This is a genomic window from Caballeronia fortuita, from assembly GCF_001544835.2.
Classification (GTDB): domain Bacteria; phylum Pseudomonadota; class Gammaproteobacteria; order Burkholderiales; family Burkholderiaceae; genus Caballeronia; species Caballeronia fortuita.
Genome location: NZ_FCNX02000008.1, coordinates 109,841 through 128,603, shown reverse-complemented (window position 1 = coordinate 128,603; position 18,763 = coordinate 109,841). Strand labels below are relative to the sequence as shown.

Below are 18,763 nucleotides of genomic sequence, written 5' to 3'. Positions count from 1 at the left end.
TGCCTTGGGACAGGAACAGCGGTCATTCGACAAGCTTAAGACGTACGCGGTTCGTTTCAGGTTTTGGGCAGCGTCACGCCGTGCTGTCCTTGATACTTCCCGCCTCGATCGGCGTACGAGGTCTCGCAGATTTCATCGCTTTCGAAGAAGAGGACCTGGGCGACGCCTTCGTTCGCGTAGATTTTCGCAGGCAAAGGTGTCGTATTCGAGAATTCGAGCGTCACGTATCCTTCCCATTCCGGCTCGAACGGCGTCACGTTGACGATGATCCCGCAGCGCGCATAAGTGGACTTGCCGAGACACACGGTCAGGCACGAGCGCGGAATGCGGAAATATTCGACCGTGCGCGCGAGCGCGAACGAATTCGGCGGAATGATGCAGACATCGCCCTTGAAGTCGACGAACGATTTTTCGTCGAACGCTTTCGGATCGACGATGGTGGAATTGATGTTGGTGAAGATCTTGAATTCGTCGGCGACGCGGATGTCGTAGCCGTAACTCGACGTGCCGTAGCTCACGATCTTGCGGCCGTCCTCGGCGATGCGCACCTGATCGCGCACGAACGGCTCGATCATCTTGTGCTCTTCGGCCATGCGGCGAATCCACTTGTCGGACTTGATGCTCATAGGGGACGCTACTCAACGGTGAACGGCTCGGTCTTGCGACCGCCGCCTGCGGTGAAACGGGCCCTGGGCCAGCGGCGGTTCGCGCGCGCCGGCCAGGCGAAAGCGGATATTTTACGCGATCGGGCAACCGCGGCGGCTAGCGCCGGATGACGCCGCACGCGAGCGCGGGACCGACGTTGTGCGGCGCGCTCGCGTACGGATCCATTGCTTCGCGATGCAGCATGATGGCGCGCGAGATGATGGACCGCACGCCGTCGAGCGAGACATCGGTCGCGACGATGAAGCCGGTCGCCGCGCCGATCGCGTCCGCGTGAATATTGCCGAGTTCGCCTTCGAGACGCGACGCGGTGCGCCTGCGATCCGAAGGCAGCGCGAAGATCGGACTCGCATCCTGTCCGTTGACCGCGATGCAGTCGCCGCGCTCGTGCACGGTAAGTGCGTGGTCGCTGTTCGGCGGCATGTCGGTGAGGCTGTAGGAAATCTGCACGCCGTCCGCGCGCTCGATCAGCGTGACGGTGCCCCGCGTCGCGTTGCCGGGCGTCGGCTGGAGCACCGCGTCCGCGCGTTTCTCGTGATTCTGGAAGATGAGGCCGCAACCGCTCAGCAAGATGCTGCAAGCGGCCATCGCGATCGAGGCGTGAAGCGCCCTTCCGTCGAATCTGTGTCTCATGCGATCCTCTCGGCGGCCCGCCGGCGCCCAGTGCGCCCACGCTGCCGCCCATCGAAGGCGACATGATACCGCGAGCCGCATCGCACAAGGCTCGCGCGGAATCGATCGTGTGCTCGAAATCAGGTGTTTTGCACGACGATGCTCGGAAACTTCGAGCTCATGTCGCGCTGACGTTCGGCAATCGAGATCGCGACGCGTCGCGCGATCGCCCGATACGTCTCCGCGATGCGGCTGTGCGGCTCCGACACGACGGTCGGCTGACCGGCGTCGGTGCGCTCGCGAATCGCGATATCGAGCGGCAAGGAGCCGAGCACTTCGACGCCGTACTCCTTCGCCATGCGCTCGCCGCCGCCCGCGCCGAAGATGTGCTCCTCGTGGCCGCAGTTCGAGCAGACATGCGTGCTCATGTTCTCGACGATGCCGAGAATCGGAATGCCGACCTTCTCGAACATCTTCAGGCCTTTCTTCGCGTCGAGCAGCGCGATGTCCTGCGGCGTCGTCACGATCACCGCGCCCGTCACCGGCACTTTCTGCGAGAGCGTGAGCTGGATGTCGCCCGTGCCCGGCGGCATGTCGACGACGAGGTAATCGAGCTCGCGCCAGTTGGTCTGCCGCAGCAATTGTTCGAGCGCGGACGTGACCATCGGGCCGCGCCAGACCATCGGGTTGTCCTGCTCGATCAGAAAGCCGATCGAATTCGCCTGGATGCCGTGGCCTTCGAGCGGATTCATCGTCTGGTTGTCGGGCGATTCGGGACGGCCGGAGATGCCGAGCATCATCGGCAGCGAGGGACCGTAGATGTCCGCGTCGAGCATGCCGACCGATGCGCCTTCCGCCGCGAGCGCGAGCGCGAGATTCGCCGCCGTCGTGCTCTTGCCGACCCCGCCCTTGCCCGATGCCACCGCGATGATGTTCTTGACGTTCGGCATCAATTTCACGCCGCGCTGCACGGCATGCGCGACGACCTGCGACGAAACGTCAACGCTCACGTTCGCGACGCCGGGCACGCGGCGCACTGCGCCTTCGACCAGTTCGCGGATCGCGCCGAACTGCGTTTTCGCCGGATAACCCAGCACGACGCTCACCGCGACGTTCGCACCGTCGACGCCGACATTACGGATGCTCTTCGTGTCGACGAACTTGCGGTTGGTATTGGGATCGGTCAGTGTGGCGAGTGCGGCGTCGATCGTCGCGCGGTCAATGCTCATCGAAACTCCATGGAACGCTTGTTGCTATCGGCCATCGGCGCGCCGCAACAAACTGAAGAAATTGAAAGTAATTGTTAGCGCCGTTGCGTTGTAAGGCTTACCCATTGCACTATCCCGCTGCAAATCTTTCCGGGGACGCATCCCGCCGGGCAGCCGGGCGCATTTCTCATTATTGTAGAGGCTCGCCCGGAGGCTCGTCCGAAGACCCTTTCGCACTGTCGGCGCTGCGCCGAATCGCTTGTTGAAACAAAGGAGCTCGAACATGAATACGAAGTTGATGACCCGCCTCTCCGTCGTTGCCCTGGTGGGCGCACTCCTCGCCGGCTGCCAGACGCAGCAGGGCACCAACGCCGCAGTCGGCACCGGCGCGGGCGCCGCAACCGGCGCGGCGATCGGCGCCATCTTCGGCGGCGGCAAGGGCGCGGCGATCGGCGCGGCGGCGGGCGCAGCGACGGGCGGCATCGTCGGCTACAACTGGCAGTCGATCAAGAACAAGATTTCGGGCGACTCGAAGGGCACCGGCACGCAGGTGACCGAGCAGCAGGACGGCTCGCTGAAGGTCAACATTCCCAACTCGATCTCGTTCGATACGAATAGCTACGCGATCAAGCCGTCGTTCGATCCGGTGCTGAATTCCGTCACGCAGACGATGCAGCAGCATCCCGAACTGATCGCGAGCGTCGTCGGCCATACGGACAACACGGGGCAGGCCGCCTACAACCAGACGCTGTCGCAAAACCGCGCGCAGAGCGTGGCTTCGTACATCTCGACGCACGGCGTCGCGGCGCAGCGTCTTGCAGCGTCGGGCATGGGCCAGACGCAGCCGATCGCGGATAACTCGACGGAAGCCGGCCGTGCGCAGAATCGTCGCGTGGAAATCTATCTGCGGGCTACGGCGCAGCCGGGTCAAGTGCAGTAAAGCTTCTGATTTGAAAGAGGAATTCGCCGCCGCATCTGCGGCGGCGTGAGTACGGCGGGAACGGCGTTCAGTCGTCTGAAAAAAATTTGAAACTTGGACGCAGTGCCGCTGTCTGTCTCTATGGTAGGTGGATGGCGAGGCCATCACCTGCCATTCTCCTCTTGTCGTTGTTGCTCCGGGGCCCGATTGGACCCCGGTTTTTTTTGTGCGCTCGAAACGCACGCTGCCCCGCCCATCCCCGCCGCCCGCACCCCGGCCCCGCCCGCCCTTCCCCGCCCTGCTAAAATCGAACTCCGCGTTTTTTTCAGAAACCCAAGCACTCCCACCGGGCCGCGCCTTTATGTCAGCACCGATTTCAGCCACTGCCACCGCCGCACCTGCCGCTCAAGCCTTTGAAGGCGGCCGCCGCCAGATCCTCGTCACGTCCGCGTTGCCGTATGCGAACGGTCAGATTCATATCGGCCATATGGTCGAATACATTCAGACGGATATCTGGGTTCGGACGCTGCGAATGCATGGCCATGAGGTCTACTACGTCGGCGCGGACGATACCCACGGCACGCCGATCATGCTGCGCGCCGAAAAGGAAGGCATCACGCCCAAGCAGCTGATCGAACGCGTATGGAAAGAGCACAAGCGCGATTTCGACAGCTTCGGCATTTCGTTCGATAACTACTATTCGACCGATGCCGAGGAAAACCGCGCCCTTTGCGATTCGATCTACGGCGCGCTCGAACAAGCCGGCCTGATCGAGTCGCGCGACATCGAACAAGCCTACGATCCGGTCAAGGAAATGTTCCTGCCGGACCGCTTCATCAAGGGCCAATGCCCGAAGTGCGGCGCGAAGGACCAATACGGCGACAACTGCGAGGTCTGCGGCTCGACCTATCAGCCGACCGAACTCATCAATCCGTATTCGGTCGTCTCCGGCGCGACGCCGATTCGCAAGACATCGACGCACTATTTCTTCAAGCTCTCCGATCCGCGCTGCGAGGAATTCCTGCGCGGCTGGGTCAGCGGCCTCGCGCAACCCGAAGCCACCAACAAGATGCGCGAATGGCTCGGCGACAAGGGCGAAGCCAAACTCGCCGACTGGGACATCTCGCGCGACGCGCCCTACTTCGGCTTCGAAATTCCCGGCGCGCCGGGCAAGTACTTCTACGTCTGGGTCGATGCGCCCGTCGGCTACTACGCGAGCTTCAAGAATCTCGCGGACCGCATCGGCGTGAATTTCGACGAATGGGTGAAGCCGGGCTCGAAGGCCGAGCAGTATCACTTCATCGGCAAGGACATCCTGTATTTCCATACGCTGTTCTGGCCGGCGATGCTGGAATTCTCCGGCCATCGCACGCCGACGAACGTGTTCGCACACGGCTTTCTGACCGTCGACGGCGCGAAGATGTCGAAGTCGCGCGGCACGTTCATCACCGCGCAAAGCGTGATCGACACGGGCATCAATCCCGAGTGGCTGCGCTACTACTTCGCGGCCAAGCTGAACAGCACGATGGAAGACATCGACCTGAATCTCGAGGACTTTCAGGCGCGCGTGAACAGCGATCTCGTCGGCAAGTACGTGAATATCGCGAGCCGCGCGGCGGGCTTTCTCATCAAGCGTTTCGACGGCCGCGTGCAGGACAGCGCGATGCATCATCCGCTCGTCGCGCAACTGCGTGCGGCGATTCCGCAGATCGCGGGCTTTTACGAGTCGCGCGAATACGGCCGCGCGCTGCGCACGACGATGGAACTCGCCGATGCCGTGAACGCCTACGTCGATACCGCGAAGCCGTGGGAACAGGCGAAGGACCCGGCGAACGCCGTCGCGCTGCACGAGACCTGTAGCGTGAGCCTCGAAGCGTTCCGTCTGCTGTCGCTTGCGCTCAAGCCGGTGCTGCCGAAGCTCATCGAAGCCGTGGAAGCGTTCCTCGGCGTCGCGCCGCTCGTCTGGGCCGATGCCGGCAAGCCGCTGTCGTCGGTCAATGCAATCAACGCGTACAAGCATCTGACGACGCGCGTCGATCCGAAGCAGATCGAGGCGCTGCTCGCCGCGAATCGCGAATCGCTCGCGCCGGCTGCGGAACCGGCCGCGGCTGCCGGGAAGGCCGCGGCGAAGGCGCCCGCGAAGAAAGAGGAAGAAGCGGGCGTAATCTCCATCGACGACTTCGCGAAGGTCGATCTGCGTATCGCGAAGATCGTCGATTGCAAGGCCGTCGAAGGTTCCGAGAAGCTGCTGCAACTCACGCTCGACGTCGGCGAAGAGAAGACGCGCAACGTGTTTTCGGGCATCAAGTCGGCGTATCAGCCGCAGGATCTGATCGGCAAGCTCACCGTGATGGTCGTCAATCTCGCGCCGCGCAAGATGAAGTTCGGTCTGTCGGAAGGCATGGTGCTGGCGGCGTCCGCCACGGATGAAAAGGCCGAACCGGGGCTGTACATTCTCGAGCCGCACAGCGGCGCGAAGCCGGGCATGCGCGTGAAGTAAAGCCTTCGGTCATCGGTCGGCGGTCGGACCGGAAGCTATCGGCGCAGTGACGCCGATCGTTTCCGGTCTGCTAAGAGAGCGTGCGAGCGGATTCTCCGCGCGTACAGCGCTGTGTCACTGATAACTCATCGTGAAGGTGGCCAGCGCGTTGACCACACCCGCGATCACGGTGCCGGTGGCGAGATACCGTGCGCTTAGTGGGATCGTCGTCAGCCCTTTTGAAGCCCCGACGAACCACTGGTTCATGTTTCCTGGGAGCGCCGAGGCCCGGCCATATCTGACGGGAACGTCCTGGCTGTTGAGCAGTTGCACGACCACACCAGAAGCGGTGGATCCGCTTGCCAGGCTCAAGTTGCTGGAAGTGTTGCTGGGCGCGGTGGAGTCAGTGAACGTCACGTGAACCGAAGAGCCGGGCTGACAGTCCAGATTGAGGTTGAACGGCGTTTTGCCCGCCGTCGAATTACTCGCCAGCATGGTCGCCGGAAGCGTCGGTAGCGTCACCGTCACGTTGGGCGTCGTCACGGTGCACGCGGATGCCGTAATGGTCGAGCTTGTTGAAGCCGAAGCAAGCAAGCCGGAGGTTGTGTTTCGTGGGACATCGTGGACCCACATCGAGTAAAAGTTGGTCAGATAGACCGGACCGCTATAGATCACCTGAGCGGCAGTCTTCACGAGTTGGAACGTGAACGTATAGACCTGACTGTATGCGGACGTTGTTGCGACCAACGGGCCGAAATCTACCGTACCGGTCGTGCCCGAAACTACCTGGTCGTTGAACGTCACGTCGATGACGCGAATGCCGATGCCGGCAGTGCCCGTCGCCGACACGCCGGCGACGGCGCTGTTCGCCAAAACAGTGGCAGACTGCAGATAGAAACCCCCATAGCCTCCCGGTGCAGGGTTCGCGGGACAATAAACGCTGACGTTCGCGGAGATCAACGGTCCAATTGCCGATCCAACGGGCGCGTCGCGAGGGACGACTACATTACCAAACGAAATGTTCGGAAATGCGCTGATGCTGCACACAGCCGCGCGTGCATCAAGGCCGAAACCGAGGGCCAAGGTACCGAGCAGGCTCAGCAAGCAGCGTCGGTGACGACGCCTGATTCCGAGGGTGATCTTGCACCACAGTTCATCAATCTTATTCACAATCAGCATTCGTCCAGAAAGTTGTAGGTGAGATACGCACCGCTCATGCGCGGCTGCCCAACTCGTCATGCTCCGGTTGGTATCCGGCTTCATTGGCAGTTCACGTCTGCGAAGCTCGTCGACGCAACGTTGTCCTTCTGCGCTGGCGGCAGGTCGTAACGCACCCTGCAACTCTGCTGCGCACCCGCTCCCCACTTGACCGTGAGATCGCCCGCTTGAGTTCTGCTGTAGAACATCGTGCGGCTGCCCTGACCGACGTTGCCTACGATATCGCCGTCCGCGCTCAACACGTCCGCGCCGAACGGCACCGCTTCCCCGCTCAGGCGGCGCAGGCGCATGACAACCGCCTGACCACGGTTTACGGTGTCGAACTTCACGCGCACCACTGAACCTGCCGTCGGTGCGAAACGCTGCTCCGTGCTCTTGATCTGAATGCCCATCGGCAAGCCCTTCGTGTCGATTTCCACCGTGTTGAGCGCGTACGGATCCATTCCCGAGATCAGCGCATGACCGGCGCTATCGACGCGCACGCCCGGCGAGGTCGCCACGCGCGCCCCCGCCGCGTCCTTCGCTTCGACAAGTGCGAACGTGTCGCCCGTCTGCGGCGAGAACACCACCCCGCCGCCATAGGCGACGACCGACCCCGTCAGCCCGCCGCCCCCTTGCTTGTAGCCGTTGGCGCTACCCGCGTTGGTACGGATCTGCGTGACCGGCGATAGGTAACCGGCGTTGGCGTTCAGGCTGGTGCCACTTGTACCGCCCCACTGTTTGCCAGCCGTGACGCCGTAGTTGAACGCGTGATCCTTGCCCGCGCTACCCGTCAAGGTCTCCTGAATCAGGTTGCTGTGGTCGCGCGAGTCATGTGTGTAGCTGGTTATCGAGTTGGCGGTGGTCGCGCCGATATCGAGCGGGATGCTCAGATTCAACATGAAGCGGTTGTCCCACCTGGCGGTTTTCGTATCCAGTTCGCGCGATGCCGACACGCCGAAGCCTACCCGGCCGAAGCTCGCGTTGTAGCCGACCGTAAAAGAGGTGTCGCGACTCTCCTTGTTCCAGTAGTTCTGCGTAAAGCCGGACGCATAGAGCGAGCCGTGCTGGCCCAGATTCTGGTTCAACGTGACCTGCAGACGCCCCTTCTGAATACCTTGATCCGTGAACGCGGTTCCCTGCATCGCGAGATCGCGCAGGGTCATTGCATCGTTGAGGCCCAGGAAGCCGCTTGTCGAATAGCGGTATGCGGCCAGCGTTACGTCAGTATCGGTCGGCGTGAAAGTCCGCGAATACGACAAGCGCATGCTCTGCCCATTTCGGCTGGGCAGGTTCCCCAGGTTCGCATCCGCCTGCGTCACGTCGAGGGCAAACGCGCCGACAGGCGTATTCAGCGCGACGCCGGCAGCCGCGGACACATAGTCCCTGGCGAGAATCGCACCTCCGTACAGGGTTACGAAATTGTTCAGACCGCGCGACACGCCCGCTTCGAACACGAACGGCTCGTGCCGTAGACGCGAATTGCGATACTGGCCGGCGGCGACGTTATAGCGCCAGCGCCCTGCGCGCAAAGCGTTGATCGGGGCCGCATATGGAACGGCCGTGACATGCTGGCTGCCGTCTGCTTCGGTCACGACCACCTGCAGGTCGCCGCCATACCCGGTCGGGTACAGATCGTCGATCTGGAACGGCCCCGGGGCAACCGTGGTTTCGTAGATGACGTTGCCGTTCTGCCTGACCTCGACCTTCGCGTTCGTGTTTGCGATGCCTCGCACCGTCGGCGCGTAACCGCGCTGCGACTCGGGGTACATGCGGTCGTCAGTGGCCAGCTGTACACCGCGCACGCCAAACGAATCGAAGATCGATCCATCGGTGTACGAATCGCCCGCCGTGAACTCGCTTTTGATCGGCGTAAAAGAGCGCTGCAGGTAGGTCTGCATGCTCTGAACGTGCGTGCCCGAACCCGTGCCGTTCGTGATGTTGCCGTTATAGCGAAAACGCCACGGACCGATATTGACACCGGTGTTCAGGCCGAGATAGCTCTCGGTGCTGGAGAATCCCTTTCCGCTCGAATGGTAGACGTTCGCGTTGTACTGCAGCACGGCGGCGGTTATGCCATTGTCCCAGAACTTCGGGTCGACCCAGCCACGCGCATTGCGGGCCATCACGGCCTGCGGCACGCTGACGTCCAGGCGCTGCTCGCCCATGTCGAACACGGCCGTCGCCTGCGGAATCACTTCCGACACCACGACACCACGCTCTCCCGCGGCATCCAACCTCGCGTTCGCTTCCGGACTCAGATGACTCATATCCACGCCGATACGCGTCAGCAGGTCGCGGTTGAACATCGGTTGTGCGGCCTTGCCTGGACCGTTGACATCACGCAGCGCGATGTCGGCACTTCCGATCCACGTTTGGTTGGCGTACAAGCCCGCGCGATAATTGCCTGCCGCGGCGATGTTCCCTCTGTCGAAGCGGCTGATGTCGAGGTTTCCCGCGCCGCTGCCCGAAAGAAAACTCGAGTTGAACCGTACAGTAACGGGCTCGGGCGGCTGCGGCGCAGCGAACGGCGCAGTATCGCGAGCAATCTTCGACACAAGATCGGACGCCGAATTGCGATTGCCCGATACCGCTGACTCCCCGGCATCGGACGGCTGTGCGTCCGTCAAAGCCATGGTGCCTTGCAGCGCCGGAACGGGCACGCTCAGCGCAGCATCTGCTCTTGCGTGTGCTGCGGCGAACGCTAGCAACACAGCCACGCTCGCCTGGCTCAGCGACGAGACGTCGCTGCTCAATAGCCTGGATTTCGATTTCAAGTATCGGTTATTCATATTGAGCCGGATTCGCAGGCAACGCTAGGCCGCTGCCGATGCGCAAACGCATTGGCATCAAGGCCTATTAGCTCGCGATAAATGGGATGCAGTTCCTCTTGGGGCAACGGGCATCTCCCCCGTTCGATCGATGCCTCGATCGCCTGAGAGCCCGTCTTGCTTTGAACTACTCAACGATCGATAGCTCGATGGCGACTCACCAAACGCTCAGTGCAAATGCGCTTCATGCTGCATCGCTCCGCCGTAGTCGTTCAATGTGGTGAAGGAGACCTTGCCGTCCTCAAGCGCCGCACCGGACAGCGGCAACAGGAGCTCGCCGCCGGGTGTGACCATGCCGCCTTCGTCGAACCTGGGCGCTTTGTCACCGGTACCGACTCGTGCTTCAGTGATCGTGACGTGGTAGGGCGTGGGGTTCGAGACCTTCAGTGCAGACTTGCCGTTCTCAGTCGTCAGCTTCCATAGGAGCTTGTCCGGCGCCGCATCGGCGGTTCCGGGTAATCCGGTCGGACGAAAAAAGAACTTGATGCGTGAGCGAAACGCGAGCTGCATGTAATTCGTGCCCGCCTCGGCCTGTTCGGGCTTCGGTGGCACCTCGAGCAAGTTGAACCAAAGCACGCTTTCACGGTTCTTCGGCAACGCCTCGCCGGTGTATGAGATGCGAACGGTTTGCGACTTGGCGGGATCGATGCGCGCGAGCGCCGGGGTCAGCATGAAAGGCAGATCGATCTTGGCCGGATCTTCTTTTGCATCACCTTTGTCGAGCCACACCTGGGTTAGCGCCGGATGCTTGCCCACATTGGACAGCTTGAGCGTGACCTCACTATCCGCGGCGTTGTACACCACACGCGTACCGGCGATGACGACAGAAGCAGGACTCGAGATCGAGCACGAAATGCCAGCGGAAAGTACGCCCGCCGTCAATAATCTGGATACGACCTTTCGAATATTCATGGAACTCAGCCGCAGAAGAAACAGCATTCGGTGACATTGGCCACAGTTTCGACATCAAACGCACCGACGACAGCACGAAGAACTGCGCATGGGGTAATTTGCGCCGCCCTGGAAGAGCTCATGATGTGTCGGACTTTTTATATGTCGCACTGCTTAGTTATTTTCGGATTCGAAAATACCTCTGACTTATCCGATCGCGGCGGCACACGCGTGCCACCGCCCATCAGACGAGCGTTATCAGCAAGACAATGATTACTCGTACACGATCGAATACGTGACGTTGGTCGTCACGCTACCTGCACCCGCGCCTCCTCCCGGCGACACATATTGCGCGGCATACTGGAGGCCAGCCTTGCCGCTCGCGATTGCAACACTCTGCGAACCTTGTGCGCCGTCGGCCTTGCTCACATCCACGACCCTTTTCGAACCGTTGTAGTCAAGGAGCTGAACCTCGACAGCGGTAGCCGTGCCGCTGTTCTTCAGGTTGCCGTCGGCAAGCGTATTCACGCCGTATTCCCAGAACGTGTGCACGTTGCCCGATGACGGCGTGCAGTTCGAAAGCGCGATATTGAAACCCGTGGCACCGGCGGTCGAGCCAGCAGCCGACAAAGCGGAAGCGGAGAGGGACGGCAGGGTAACCGTGAAGTTGGTTCCTTGACCGTTTCCGCTTACATCGCACGTATTGGCCGTCAGCTTGCCGTTGATAGTCACGACACCACCGTTGCTCGACGAAGCTGCGTGTGCTACGCCAGCCACAGCCATCGACGCGGCGATCAGCGAAACAGCAATTTTCTTCATATCAAAGTTGTCCTAATCAAAGCGAGGTTTTTAACGAAAGGCGGGGAAGCCGGTCTGGTTCTAACTCGAACCGGACTACCTTCCCTTTTGTTGTTCGACAGTGAGCTGACGGATTCAGTACGAGCGCACTAGCCTTCACACCATAGAGAATCTTCAGGTAGTGATCGCCTGTGAAATTCCAAAGAGACTTGTGTCTCTTTTGATTCTCGGATCGAATCTTAAAGACAATGGAGAACAGCGAGGTGATGATCAGCCACTACTCTTCCTGTTAACCAAGCATTGCTGAGTAAATGACCGAATGCGACCTTAGCCTTCGATGAATCGCGTAAGCCGTTTCACTATCTCGATGGACACACGTGGACATGGTCAAGCCGGTACTGAACGACCGGTTGTGGACACGCGTCGAACCGTTGCGCGCTAACCGCTCAAAATGGTGCGGCGCTCGCCATGAACAAGGCCCCCGAAGGTCGGATCGGTATCCAACTTTTTGGGGTGCAGTTCCAGACCGTGGCTTTTTTATCGAACGAAAGCGGCGCTCAGTCCGACTCGATTTCCGTCGCCGATGCCCCAAACGGTGCGCTCACGCCCGACGCTCCCGACGCCGCCGATGGCTGCACGGCCGTCGTCGACGATGACGAGGACGATGACAGTCCCCACAGCCGCGCCCACGAATTGAAGCGCCGCGTATAGGACAGATCGACGCCCTGATACGTGCCGCCATATGCCGTCACGGCCCAGAACCGAGACAGGTTCAGCGTCGCCTTGACCGCGTTGCTCGCCGATTGCAAGCCTTGCTCGTAGCCGATCACGAGCCGCTCGTTGATCGCTTTCGACAAGAGCACGACTTGCGGATCGGTCAGACCGACTTCGCTCGAACCGACGGTGAACTCGTCCAGCCCGACCGTCTGCGCAATCTTCGCGCCGCCCCGGCTGCCGAGCAGCGCGAGCGCGCTCGTCATCGCGCTCTGCTGGCCGACGTTGTTGCCCTGGTCCGTGCCGTGTCCAAAGAGCAGCCACGAGAGCTTCTCGTTATCGGTCACGCTCGGCTCGGAAATCAGCTTGGCGACCGGCGCCTGCACGGTGCCCGTCACCTGCACGCCCGCCTCGACTTCCTGATTGCGCCGCATCGCGAGGATATTGATGCCCGGATTCGCCACCGGCCCGTTGAACGTGAAGTAACCGTTTTCGATGTTCAGCTTGCGCCCGAACGCCGTGTACGACGAACCCGGCGTCGTCACGCGCACGTTGCCGACCGCGCGCAGCGGCATGTTCGGCGCGCTCATCGCGGTGATCGTGCCGGCGAGGCCGAGGTCCGCGCCCGCGCCCTTGAAGCGGAACTTCTGGCCCAGATTGATCTCGATGTTCGCGCGCGGCGTGAACGGCCCGACCGGCTTGCCCGTCGCCGCCGTCAGTTGCTGGTTGTCGCCCTTGATCGTGCCGTCGGGACGCTCGATCACCACGTCGTCGCCGAGCGAGGGCGCGGACGATTCCGGCAGATCGATGAGCGCGTGATCGACGGTGAACTTGCCGTCGATCGCCATGCCGCCCTGCAAGCCCGCATTGGCGATCGTCGCGCTGCCCGAGAGCATCAGTTCGCGATCCGGCGACGCGAACAGCTCCAGCTTGTCCGCGATGATGCTCGCGGTCAGATCGGGCTGCTGCTGGTCGAGCCGCACCTTGCCGGTCGCGCGCAGCGTGCCGCTCGCGCCATGAAACTCGACGCGCTGGAAATCCACCAGATTCTCCGACAGCGCGATGCGGATGATGCCGTCCTTCAGTTGCACGCCCTGGTCGACGACCGTCGCGGAGAGATTGTCGCCCGTGAGCGAGCCCGACAGATTCGGCTTCGCGACGATGCCCGCGATCACCAGCTTCAGCGCGATCCTGCCGCCAAGCAGATAGTTCGCGCCGAGCAGCCCGCCCGTCGTGCGCAGTTCGGGAATGTTCGCGTCGACGGCGCCGGTGAGCGGCGCGTTGTCGTCGATGGTTAGCATGCCGTCGCGATTGACGAGCGGCGTGTGCACCTTCGCATCGATCACGCCGATACGGCTCGCCTGCGCATGCAGCGACGCGTTCAGCCGGTTGCCGCCGGTAAAGTCCGCGCGCGCGGCGATATCGGTGATGCCGAGCGCGGAGAGGCCGCGCGTGCCGTCGATCGTCACGTCGCCGGCGCGGCGCTTGATCTGCGCATAGCCCGTCGCGGTGGATCCGAGCGTGAAATTCCAGTCGCCGTCGAAGACGAGGTCGGTGCGGATCGGCGGCTCCGCGCCCGTCAGTTCCTGACGCACGTCGAGCAGATGCGGCACCGACAGATTCGTGAGCGCGCCCGCCGATTGCAAGCGGCCGTTTTCCATCGCGAACGATTTCAGATTAAGCACCGCGCCTTCCGCGACGAGCCGGGTCGCGCCGAGCACGAGCCGCTTCGGGCCGTAGCTCACCGAGAGCGGCGATTCGAGATTCAGCGACGGCGTGCCCTTGTTCGACAGCTTCGTGATCGAGCCGTCCCAATGCGGGCCGTCGGGCGCATCGGTGAACTTGCCGTTCGCGCCGAGCGCGAGATTCACCGGCTGGCCGCGCACCTTGCCGGTTGCGGTCACGTCGAGCGTGTGATGCGCGCGCGTGCCGTTCAGATTCGCGTCGAGACTGGCGATGTCGATGCCTTCCGTGCTCGCCTCGCGCGCCTTCAGCGTGAAGAGCAGCGCGCCGTTCGCGCCGTCGCGGATATCGGCGCGGCCTTCCGCGTGACCGAGCCGGTTCGCGCCGAACACGACGCCATCGGCCTGATAATTCGCCGCGATATTCGGATGCGCGATCGAGCCGGTCAGATCGCCGTCCGCCTTCACCGTGCCCGCGATGCCGAAGCCGAGCCGCTCGAGCGCGGGCGCATCGATGTTGAAGCGCAGCCGGTCGCCGGGCGCGCCGAAGCTGCCGTTCAGATCGACGTCGTTGCCCGCCACCGACAGCGCCGCCTTGCTCGGCAACAGACGCGTGCCCGCGATCTGCACGGTGCCCTCGCCCGTCAGCGGCAGGTTGTCGTACATGCTGTCGGTGAGCTTGAAGGTCGCCCTGGTCGTGAGCGTCGGCGCGAGTTGCCCGGATGCGGCGAGCGTGCCGTTCACCCGCGCCTCCACGACGCGCGGCGCGGCGGCGGGCTTGTTCGCCGGCTTCGCGCCCTTCTTCACCGGCGCGGGCTTCTGCGCGATCAACTGCTGCTGCAGCAAGAGCGGATTGAAGTCGACGATCTTCGCCTTCAGGTCGTAGCTCGAATTGGCGTCCTTCTTCAGCACGCCGCTTGCCTCGACCCGACCCTTGCCAACCGTGAGCTTCACGTCGTCGAGGGTGGTTTGCTTCGGATCGAGCTTCACTTTGGCTTGCGCGCGGATCGCGGCTTTCGGATCGTTGAGATCGGCGGCGATGCTTTGCGTGTCGCCATCCAGCACGATGCCGACCGGTCCCGCGAAATCCGTCGGGCGCAGCGTCGGCTCGATCGCGTTCAGATCGAGCTTCGCCACTTTCAGGTCGAACTTGCCCTTGCCGCCCTTCAGCGCGCCGCCGCCCGTCACGGTCGCGTTTTTCAGAAGACGCACGTCGAGATCGGTGATGCTTTGCGCGGACGCGTCGAGCCGCACGTTCGCGTGCGCGTCGATGAGCGGCAGCAATTTCTTGTCGATGGAACCGGGCTTCGCATTCATGATCGACACGGGCCCCGCCACGATGAACGCCTTCGGGTCCGCGCCTTCGACCGGCTTCACTTCGGCGCGCGCCGCGAGATCGGCCTCGGGCGCGCCCGGCGCGAATGCCTGCGGATTGACGTGATCGAAGGTGACGAGCGCGGATTTGAGCGGCACGTCGGCGAACGGCAGCGCTTCGACGTGGGCGCGTCCGTTGAGTTTCATGCCGCTCGCGTCGACGTCCGCGATCAGGTCTTCGAGCGAGCCGGAAAGCCGCGCGCTCACGTTCACCGTTTCGTTGTTGACCTTGCCGGAGTAGCCCGCGTCGCCGGAAAGCGGAAACGGGCGCGCGCCACCGTCGAGTTTCGCCGATGCCGTCACCGCGCCGAACGGCGTATCGAGGCGCTGGACGGTCGCGTCGTGATGCTGGCCGTCGCTATGACCGTTGAAGAGCAGGCGCGAGAATTCGGTCGTCGTCGTGCCCTGATGCAGGCGCAATTTATCGACGGCGAGATCGTTGATCGCGAGCTGGATCGGTATGCGCAGGTCCTTCGGCAACGCCGTCTTCTTGCTCGGCTCGTTCGACGGCGCGATGCGCGCATCGACCGTCCCGATATGCAGATAGTCGATCGTGAAGCGCAGCGGCTCGCGAGTAAGCGCCCAGCGGCCCGAGACGCTGTCCACCGCGATATCCGTGCCCTTGCCGTCTTTCCAGCGCACGTCGCGCAGTTGCAGGCCGGTCGCGATCGCGCCGCCGTCGAGCTTGCCGGTGAGCTGCCCTTTGAGCACCGAGGTCGCCGCGTTCCATGCGTAGCGCGTGCCGCGTTCGGTCGTGAGCACATAGAAGACCGTGCCGACGGCGATCCCCGCGATCAGCACGACGACGAGCACGAGCACGCCGATCCAGCGCGCGAGACGGCGCCAGCCGCTTCTGCGCGGCGGCGGTTGCCGAGCGCCGCCATCGCCGCCCTTGCCGCCGGGCTGCGGTGCTTCAGCGTCCGCCTGTGTAGTCGGGTCCGTCATGCCGGTTCAAAGTCCTTCATCGTTCTCACGCCCGTCAGAACGCGATGCCGAGCGTCAGATACGGCTTGATGCTCTTGTTCTTCAGTCCATACGCCAGGTCGACGTTCACCGGGCCGACCGGGCTGCGCCAGCGCGCGCCGACGCCCACGCCCGGATCGAACACGCGCTCGCTCCAGTTGTCGGTTGCGGTGCCGATATCGAAGAACACCGCGCCGCCCCAGTCGTGCGTGAACCAGTGCTGATATTCGCTGCTGCCGGTCACCATATATTTGGTCGGCAGGATCGAGCCGGCCACATTGTTGCCGATACTCAGATAGCTGTAACCGCGCACCGAATTCGCGCCGCCCGCGCGGAACAGCAGCGAGGCCGGCACGCCGCTCGACGGCCCGCTCGTGAACACGCCGCCGAACTCCGCGCGGAACACGAGCAGGTCGTTCTTGCCAAGCGGCACGTATTGCAGCGCGTTGGTGTAGAGGCGCGCGAAGGTCTGATCGGACATCACGCCCTTGACGGCGAAGCCCGCCTCCGCGCGCACGATGTTGCCGCGGCGCGGAAAGAGCGGATCGTCGACGTCGCGGCGCACCCAGCTCCACGCGGGCACGAGCGCGCGCGCCGTCGACGGATTCGGCTCGTTTTGCGTGAGGCGGTCGTCGTAGAAGGTCAGCGAATAGGTCGTGTCGATGTTCTGTCGCGACCGCGTGCGCTGTACGCCCACGCGCGCGCTGTAGATTTTCGTGCTCGAAACATCCGTGATCGTGTACGAGCCGAACACGGCGTTCACCCAGCCGTGCGAATCGGGCGGCATCGCGAGCTGCACGCGGCCGTACTGCTGCGTCTGGTCGAGCCGTCCGGAAATGGTGAACGGATACGCCGAGTTGAACGTGTTGAGATAGCTGTACGCGCCCTGGATGTGAAAGCCGGTATCCGTCGCGTAGCCCACGCCGTAGCGGATGCTGTTGTACGGATACTCGCTCACCTTCACGTGCAGCGGCGTATCGAGCGGCTTGGCGGCGTCGCTGTCCGCGTCGATGGCCACGCTTGCGTAGTACGGCGTGTTTTGAATCTGCCGCTGCAATTCGTTGATGCGCGCGACATCGTAGATCTCGCCTTCCTGAATCGGATTCACGTGATCGATGATCCACGCCGGATAACGCTTCGGGCCGCTCACGTCGAGCTTGCCGAGCGTGAAGGTCGGGCCGCTGTCGAAGGTCACGGAGAGGTCGGCCAGATGCGCGCGCGGATTGATGCGCGCCTGCGAGCGCACGATCTTCGCGCCGAGATAGCGCTTCGATTGCAGCGCCCGCAACGCGGCGGTCTTCGCGTCGTCCCAGCCGCTCTGCGTGAAAGGATCGCCTTCGTTGACCGAAAACGCGAAACGCGCCGCGTTTTCCTGCGCGCGGTCTTCGGTCGTCACCGCGCCCGTGAAATGCAGTTGCACCGAGGCGATCATCGTGCGCGGGCCCGGATCGACACTCACCTTGACGCTGCGCTTGCCGTCGTCGGTCGTGACGTCGGTGCGCACGACGGGCGTGAAATAGCCTTCCGTCGACACGAGATCGCGCACGTCTTTCGGCGTCGCGGTGACGAGGAACTGGAACTGATCGTCGCTCACGTCGTCGCGCTTGGCGAAGCGCGCGATGTCGAGGTTCTCCTTGAGCAGCTTCCTGACACTGCGCGGCGCGTCGATGTCGACATCGTATTTGGCGAACGCAGGCGTGGCGAAGCCGAACGCGACGATAGCGACGAACGCGACGATTGCGACGCTCGGGACCGGCCAGCGGCCCGCGCATGGCGGCATTGCGCGCAACGCGCGCAGCGGATAAAACGAACGCCCCGCCAAACGTGACCTCCGGCATCGGGATGAGTGGGATCGAAAGGTAAAGTGCAGCCGACGCGTTTTCGGGCGCAGGCGCTATTTCACCACATCGGCATGGGCGCACGCCGCAAAAGCGCCCGTCGCGCCGGCAAGTGGGCCTTTGGACGGCTTCCCGCCGTCCGGGTTCCGCGAAAACGCGCACACGCGTGCGCGTTTCGCGAATGGCCGCGCGCCGGTATCGTTGCCGCCGCACGCTTGCGGTAAAATTGCGCGCACAGACTCAGACACAGGCGTATCGCGCCCGCCGCGCGCGCCGACATCGACACGAGAGGCGCCCGCCTCGCCCCCAACGGAAGCCGGATCATGTATCAGTCGGATATCACCCAGTTCATCAATCAGTTGAAGACGCAAAAGCCCTCGCTGGAAGAAGAACAGCGCCGCGGCCGCGCGCTTTTGTGGGACAAGCAGCCGATCGACCTCGACGAGCGCGGCCAGCAACAGCAATCGCGCGTGAACCAGACGCCCTACGTCTACTACCAGAACTTCTGAACGTGAGCGCAGACGGCCGCGCGCCGCAATTGCCGGCTCATCCGCCGGCCGAGGGCAAGCGCGACGAAGCACAGAAAGACCGCGC

At 62.9% G+C, this 18,763-nt stretch carries 12 protein-coding genes; 3 read left to right on the top strand and 9 right to left on the bottom strand.

Annotated features, from left to right (window positions below):
• Positions 1-56: 56 nt before the first annotated feature.
• The 3 genes from dcd to apbC form a co-directional block, all read right to left on the bottom strand.
• The gene (gene dcd / locus AWB77_RS16770; protein WP_061135568.1) at positions 57-626 is read right to left on the bottom strand and encodes a dCTP deaminase; all 570 of its coding nucleotides are present in this window, start codon (positions 624-626) and stop codon (positions 57-59) included.
• A 136-nt stretch (positions 627-762) separates the two neighbouring features.
• Entirely contained in the window at positions 763-1,296 is a 534-nt protein-coding gene (locus AWB77_RS16765) for a superoxide dismutase family protein (protein ID WP_061135567.1), read from the bottom strand.
• 119 nt (positions 1,297-1,415) lie between these two features.
• A complete protein-coding gene (gene apbC / locus AWB77_RS16760; protein ID WP_061135566.1) occupies positions 1,416-2,504 on the bottom strand; it encodes an iron-sulfur cluster carrier protein ApbC in 1,089 nt (362 codons plus the stop codon).
• Positions 2,505-2,766: 262 nt separating this feature from the next.
• Here apbC and AWB77_RS16750 point away from each other — a divergent pair, with 262 nt between their 5' ends.
• Both AWB77_RS16750 and metG read left to right on the top strand, forming a co-directional pair.
• Positions 2,767-3,423: a YiaD family glycine zipper/OmpA-like lipoprotein gene (locus tag AWB77_RS16750; RefSeq protein ID WP_061135564.1), complete on the top strand. Its 657-nt coding sequence runs from the start codon at positions 2,767-2,769 to the stop codon at positions 3,421-3,423.
• 340 nt (positions 3,424-3,763) lie between these two features.
• Positions 3,764-5,902 carry a methionine--tRNA ligase gene (gene metG, locus AWB77_RS16745; protein ID WP_061135563.1) on the top strand — a complete coding sequence of 713 codons (2,139 nt, stop codon included), beginning with the start codon at positions 3,764-3,766 and terminating at the stop codon, positions 5,900-5,902.
• 114 nt (positions 5,903-6,016) lie between these two features.
• Here metG and AWB77_RS16740 read toward each other — a convergent pair whose 3' ends face one another.
• The 6 genes from AWB77_RS16740 to AWB77_RS16715 form a co-directional block, all read right to left on the bottom strand.
• On the bottom strand, positions 6,017-7,060 hold the full coding sequence (locus AWB77_RS16740) for a fimbrial protein (protein ID WP_061135562.1): 1,044 nt from the start codon (positions 7,058-7,060) through the stop codon (positions 6,017-6,019).
• Between the two features lie 80 nt (positions 7,061-7,140).
• Positions 7,141-9,714, bottom strand: a complete 2,574-nt coding sequence (locus tag AWB77_RS16735) for a fimbria/pilus outer membrane usher protein (RefSeq protein ID WP_244158561.1) — start codon at positions 9,712-9,714, stop codon at positions 7,141-7,143.
• Positions 9,715-10,077: 363 nt separating this feature from the next.
• Positions 10,078-10,848 (bottom strand): fimbria/pilus periplasmic chaperone, encoded by a 771-nt coding sequence (locus AWB77_RS16730; protein ID WP_244158560.1) that lies wholly within the window; start codon positions 10,846-10,848, stop codon positions 10,078-10,080.
• A 225-nt stretch (positions 10,849-11,073) separates the two neighbouring features.
• Complete coding sequence (locus AWB77_RS16725; protein ID WP_063936513.1) at positions 11,074-11,619, bottom strand: fimbrial protein; 546 nt, start codon at positions 11,617-11,619, stop codon at positions 11,074-11,076.
• Between the two features lie 536 nt (positions 11,620-12,155).
• On the bottom strand, positions 12,156-16,313 hold the full coding sequence (locus AWB77_RS16720) for a translocation/assembly module TamB domain-containing protein (RefSeq protein WP_061135560.1): 4,158 nt from the start codon (positions 16,311-16,313) through the stop codon (positions 12,156-12,158).
• 34 nt (positions 16,314-16,347) lie between these two features.
• Entirely contained in the window at positions 16,348-18,111 is a 1,764-nt protein-coding gene (locus AWB77_RS16715) for an autotransporter assembly complex protein TamA (protein WP_374728699.1), read from the bottom strand.
• Positions 18,112-18,489: 378 nt separating this feature from the next.
• On the opposite strand from AWB77_RS16715, the gene AWB77_RS16710 reads away from it, so the two are divergent.
• Positions 18,490-18,678: a DUF3460 family protein gene (locus AWB77_RS16710; protein ID WP_208601527.1), complete on the top strand. Its 189-nt coding sequence runs from the start codon at positions 18,490-18,492 to the stop codon at positions 18,676-18,678.
• Positions 18,679-18,763 lie beyond the last annotated feature (85 nt).

What these genes read in the sequence shown, in the direction of transcription:
- dcd (WP_061135568.1), bottom strand. Translation starts at nt 626, where the DNA reads ATGAGCATCAAGTCCGACAAGTGGATTCGCCGCATGGCCGAAGAGCAC.
- AWB77_RS16765 (WP_061135567.1), bottom strand. Translation starts at nt 1,296, where the DNA reads ATGAGACACAGATTCGACGGAAGGGCGCTTCACGCCTCGATCGCGATG.
- apbC (WP_061135566.1), bottom strand. Translation starts at nt 2,504, where the DNA reads ATGAGCATTGACCGCGCGACGATCGACGCCGCACTCGCCACACTGACC.
- AWB77_RS16750 (WP_061135564.1), top strand. Translation starts at nt 2,767, where the DNA reads ATGAATACGAAGTTGATGACCCGCCTCTCCGTCGTTGCCCTGGTGGGC.
- metG (WP_061135563.1), top strand. Translation starts at nt 3,764, where the DNA reads ATGTCAGCACCGATTTCAGCCACTGCCACCGCCGCACCTGCCGCTCAA.
- AWB77_RS16740 (WP_061135562.1), bottom strand. Translation starts at nt 7,060, where the DNA reads ATGCTGATTGTGAATAAGATTGATGAACTGTGGTGCAAGATCACCCTC.
- AWB77_RS16735 (WP_244158561.1), bottom strand. Translation starts at nt 9,714, where the DNA reads ATGGCTTTGACGGACGCACAGCCGTCCGATGCCGGGGAGTCAGCGGTA.
- AWB77_RS16730 (WP_244158560.1), bottom strand. Translation starts at nt 10,848, where the DNA reads ATGCTGTTTCTTCTGCGGCTGAGTTCCATGAATATTCGAAAGGTCGTA.
- AWB77_RS16725 (WP_063936513.1), bottom strand. Translation starts at nt 11,619, where the DNA reads ATGAAGAAAATTGCTGTTTCGCTGATCGCCGCGTCGATGGCTGTGGCT.
- AWB77_RS16720 (WP_061135560.1), bottom strand. Translation starts at nt 16,313, where the DNA reads ATGACGGACCCGACTACACAGGCGGACGCTGAAGCACCGCAGCCCGGC.
- AWB77_RS16715 (WP_374728699.1), bottom strand. Translation starts at nt 18,111, where the DNA reads ATGCCGCCATGCGCGGGCCGCTGGCCGGTCCCGAGCGTCGCAATCGTC.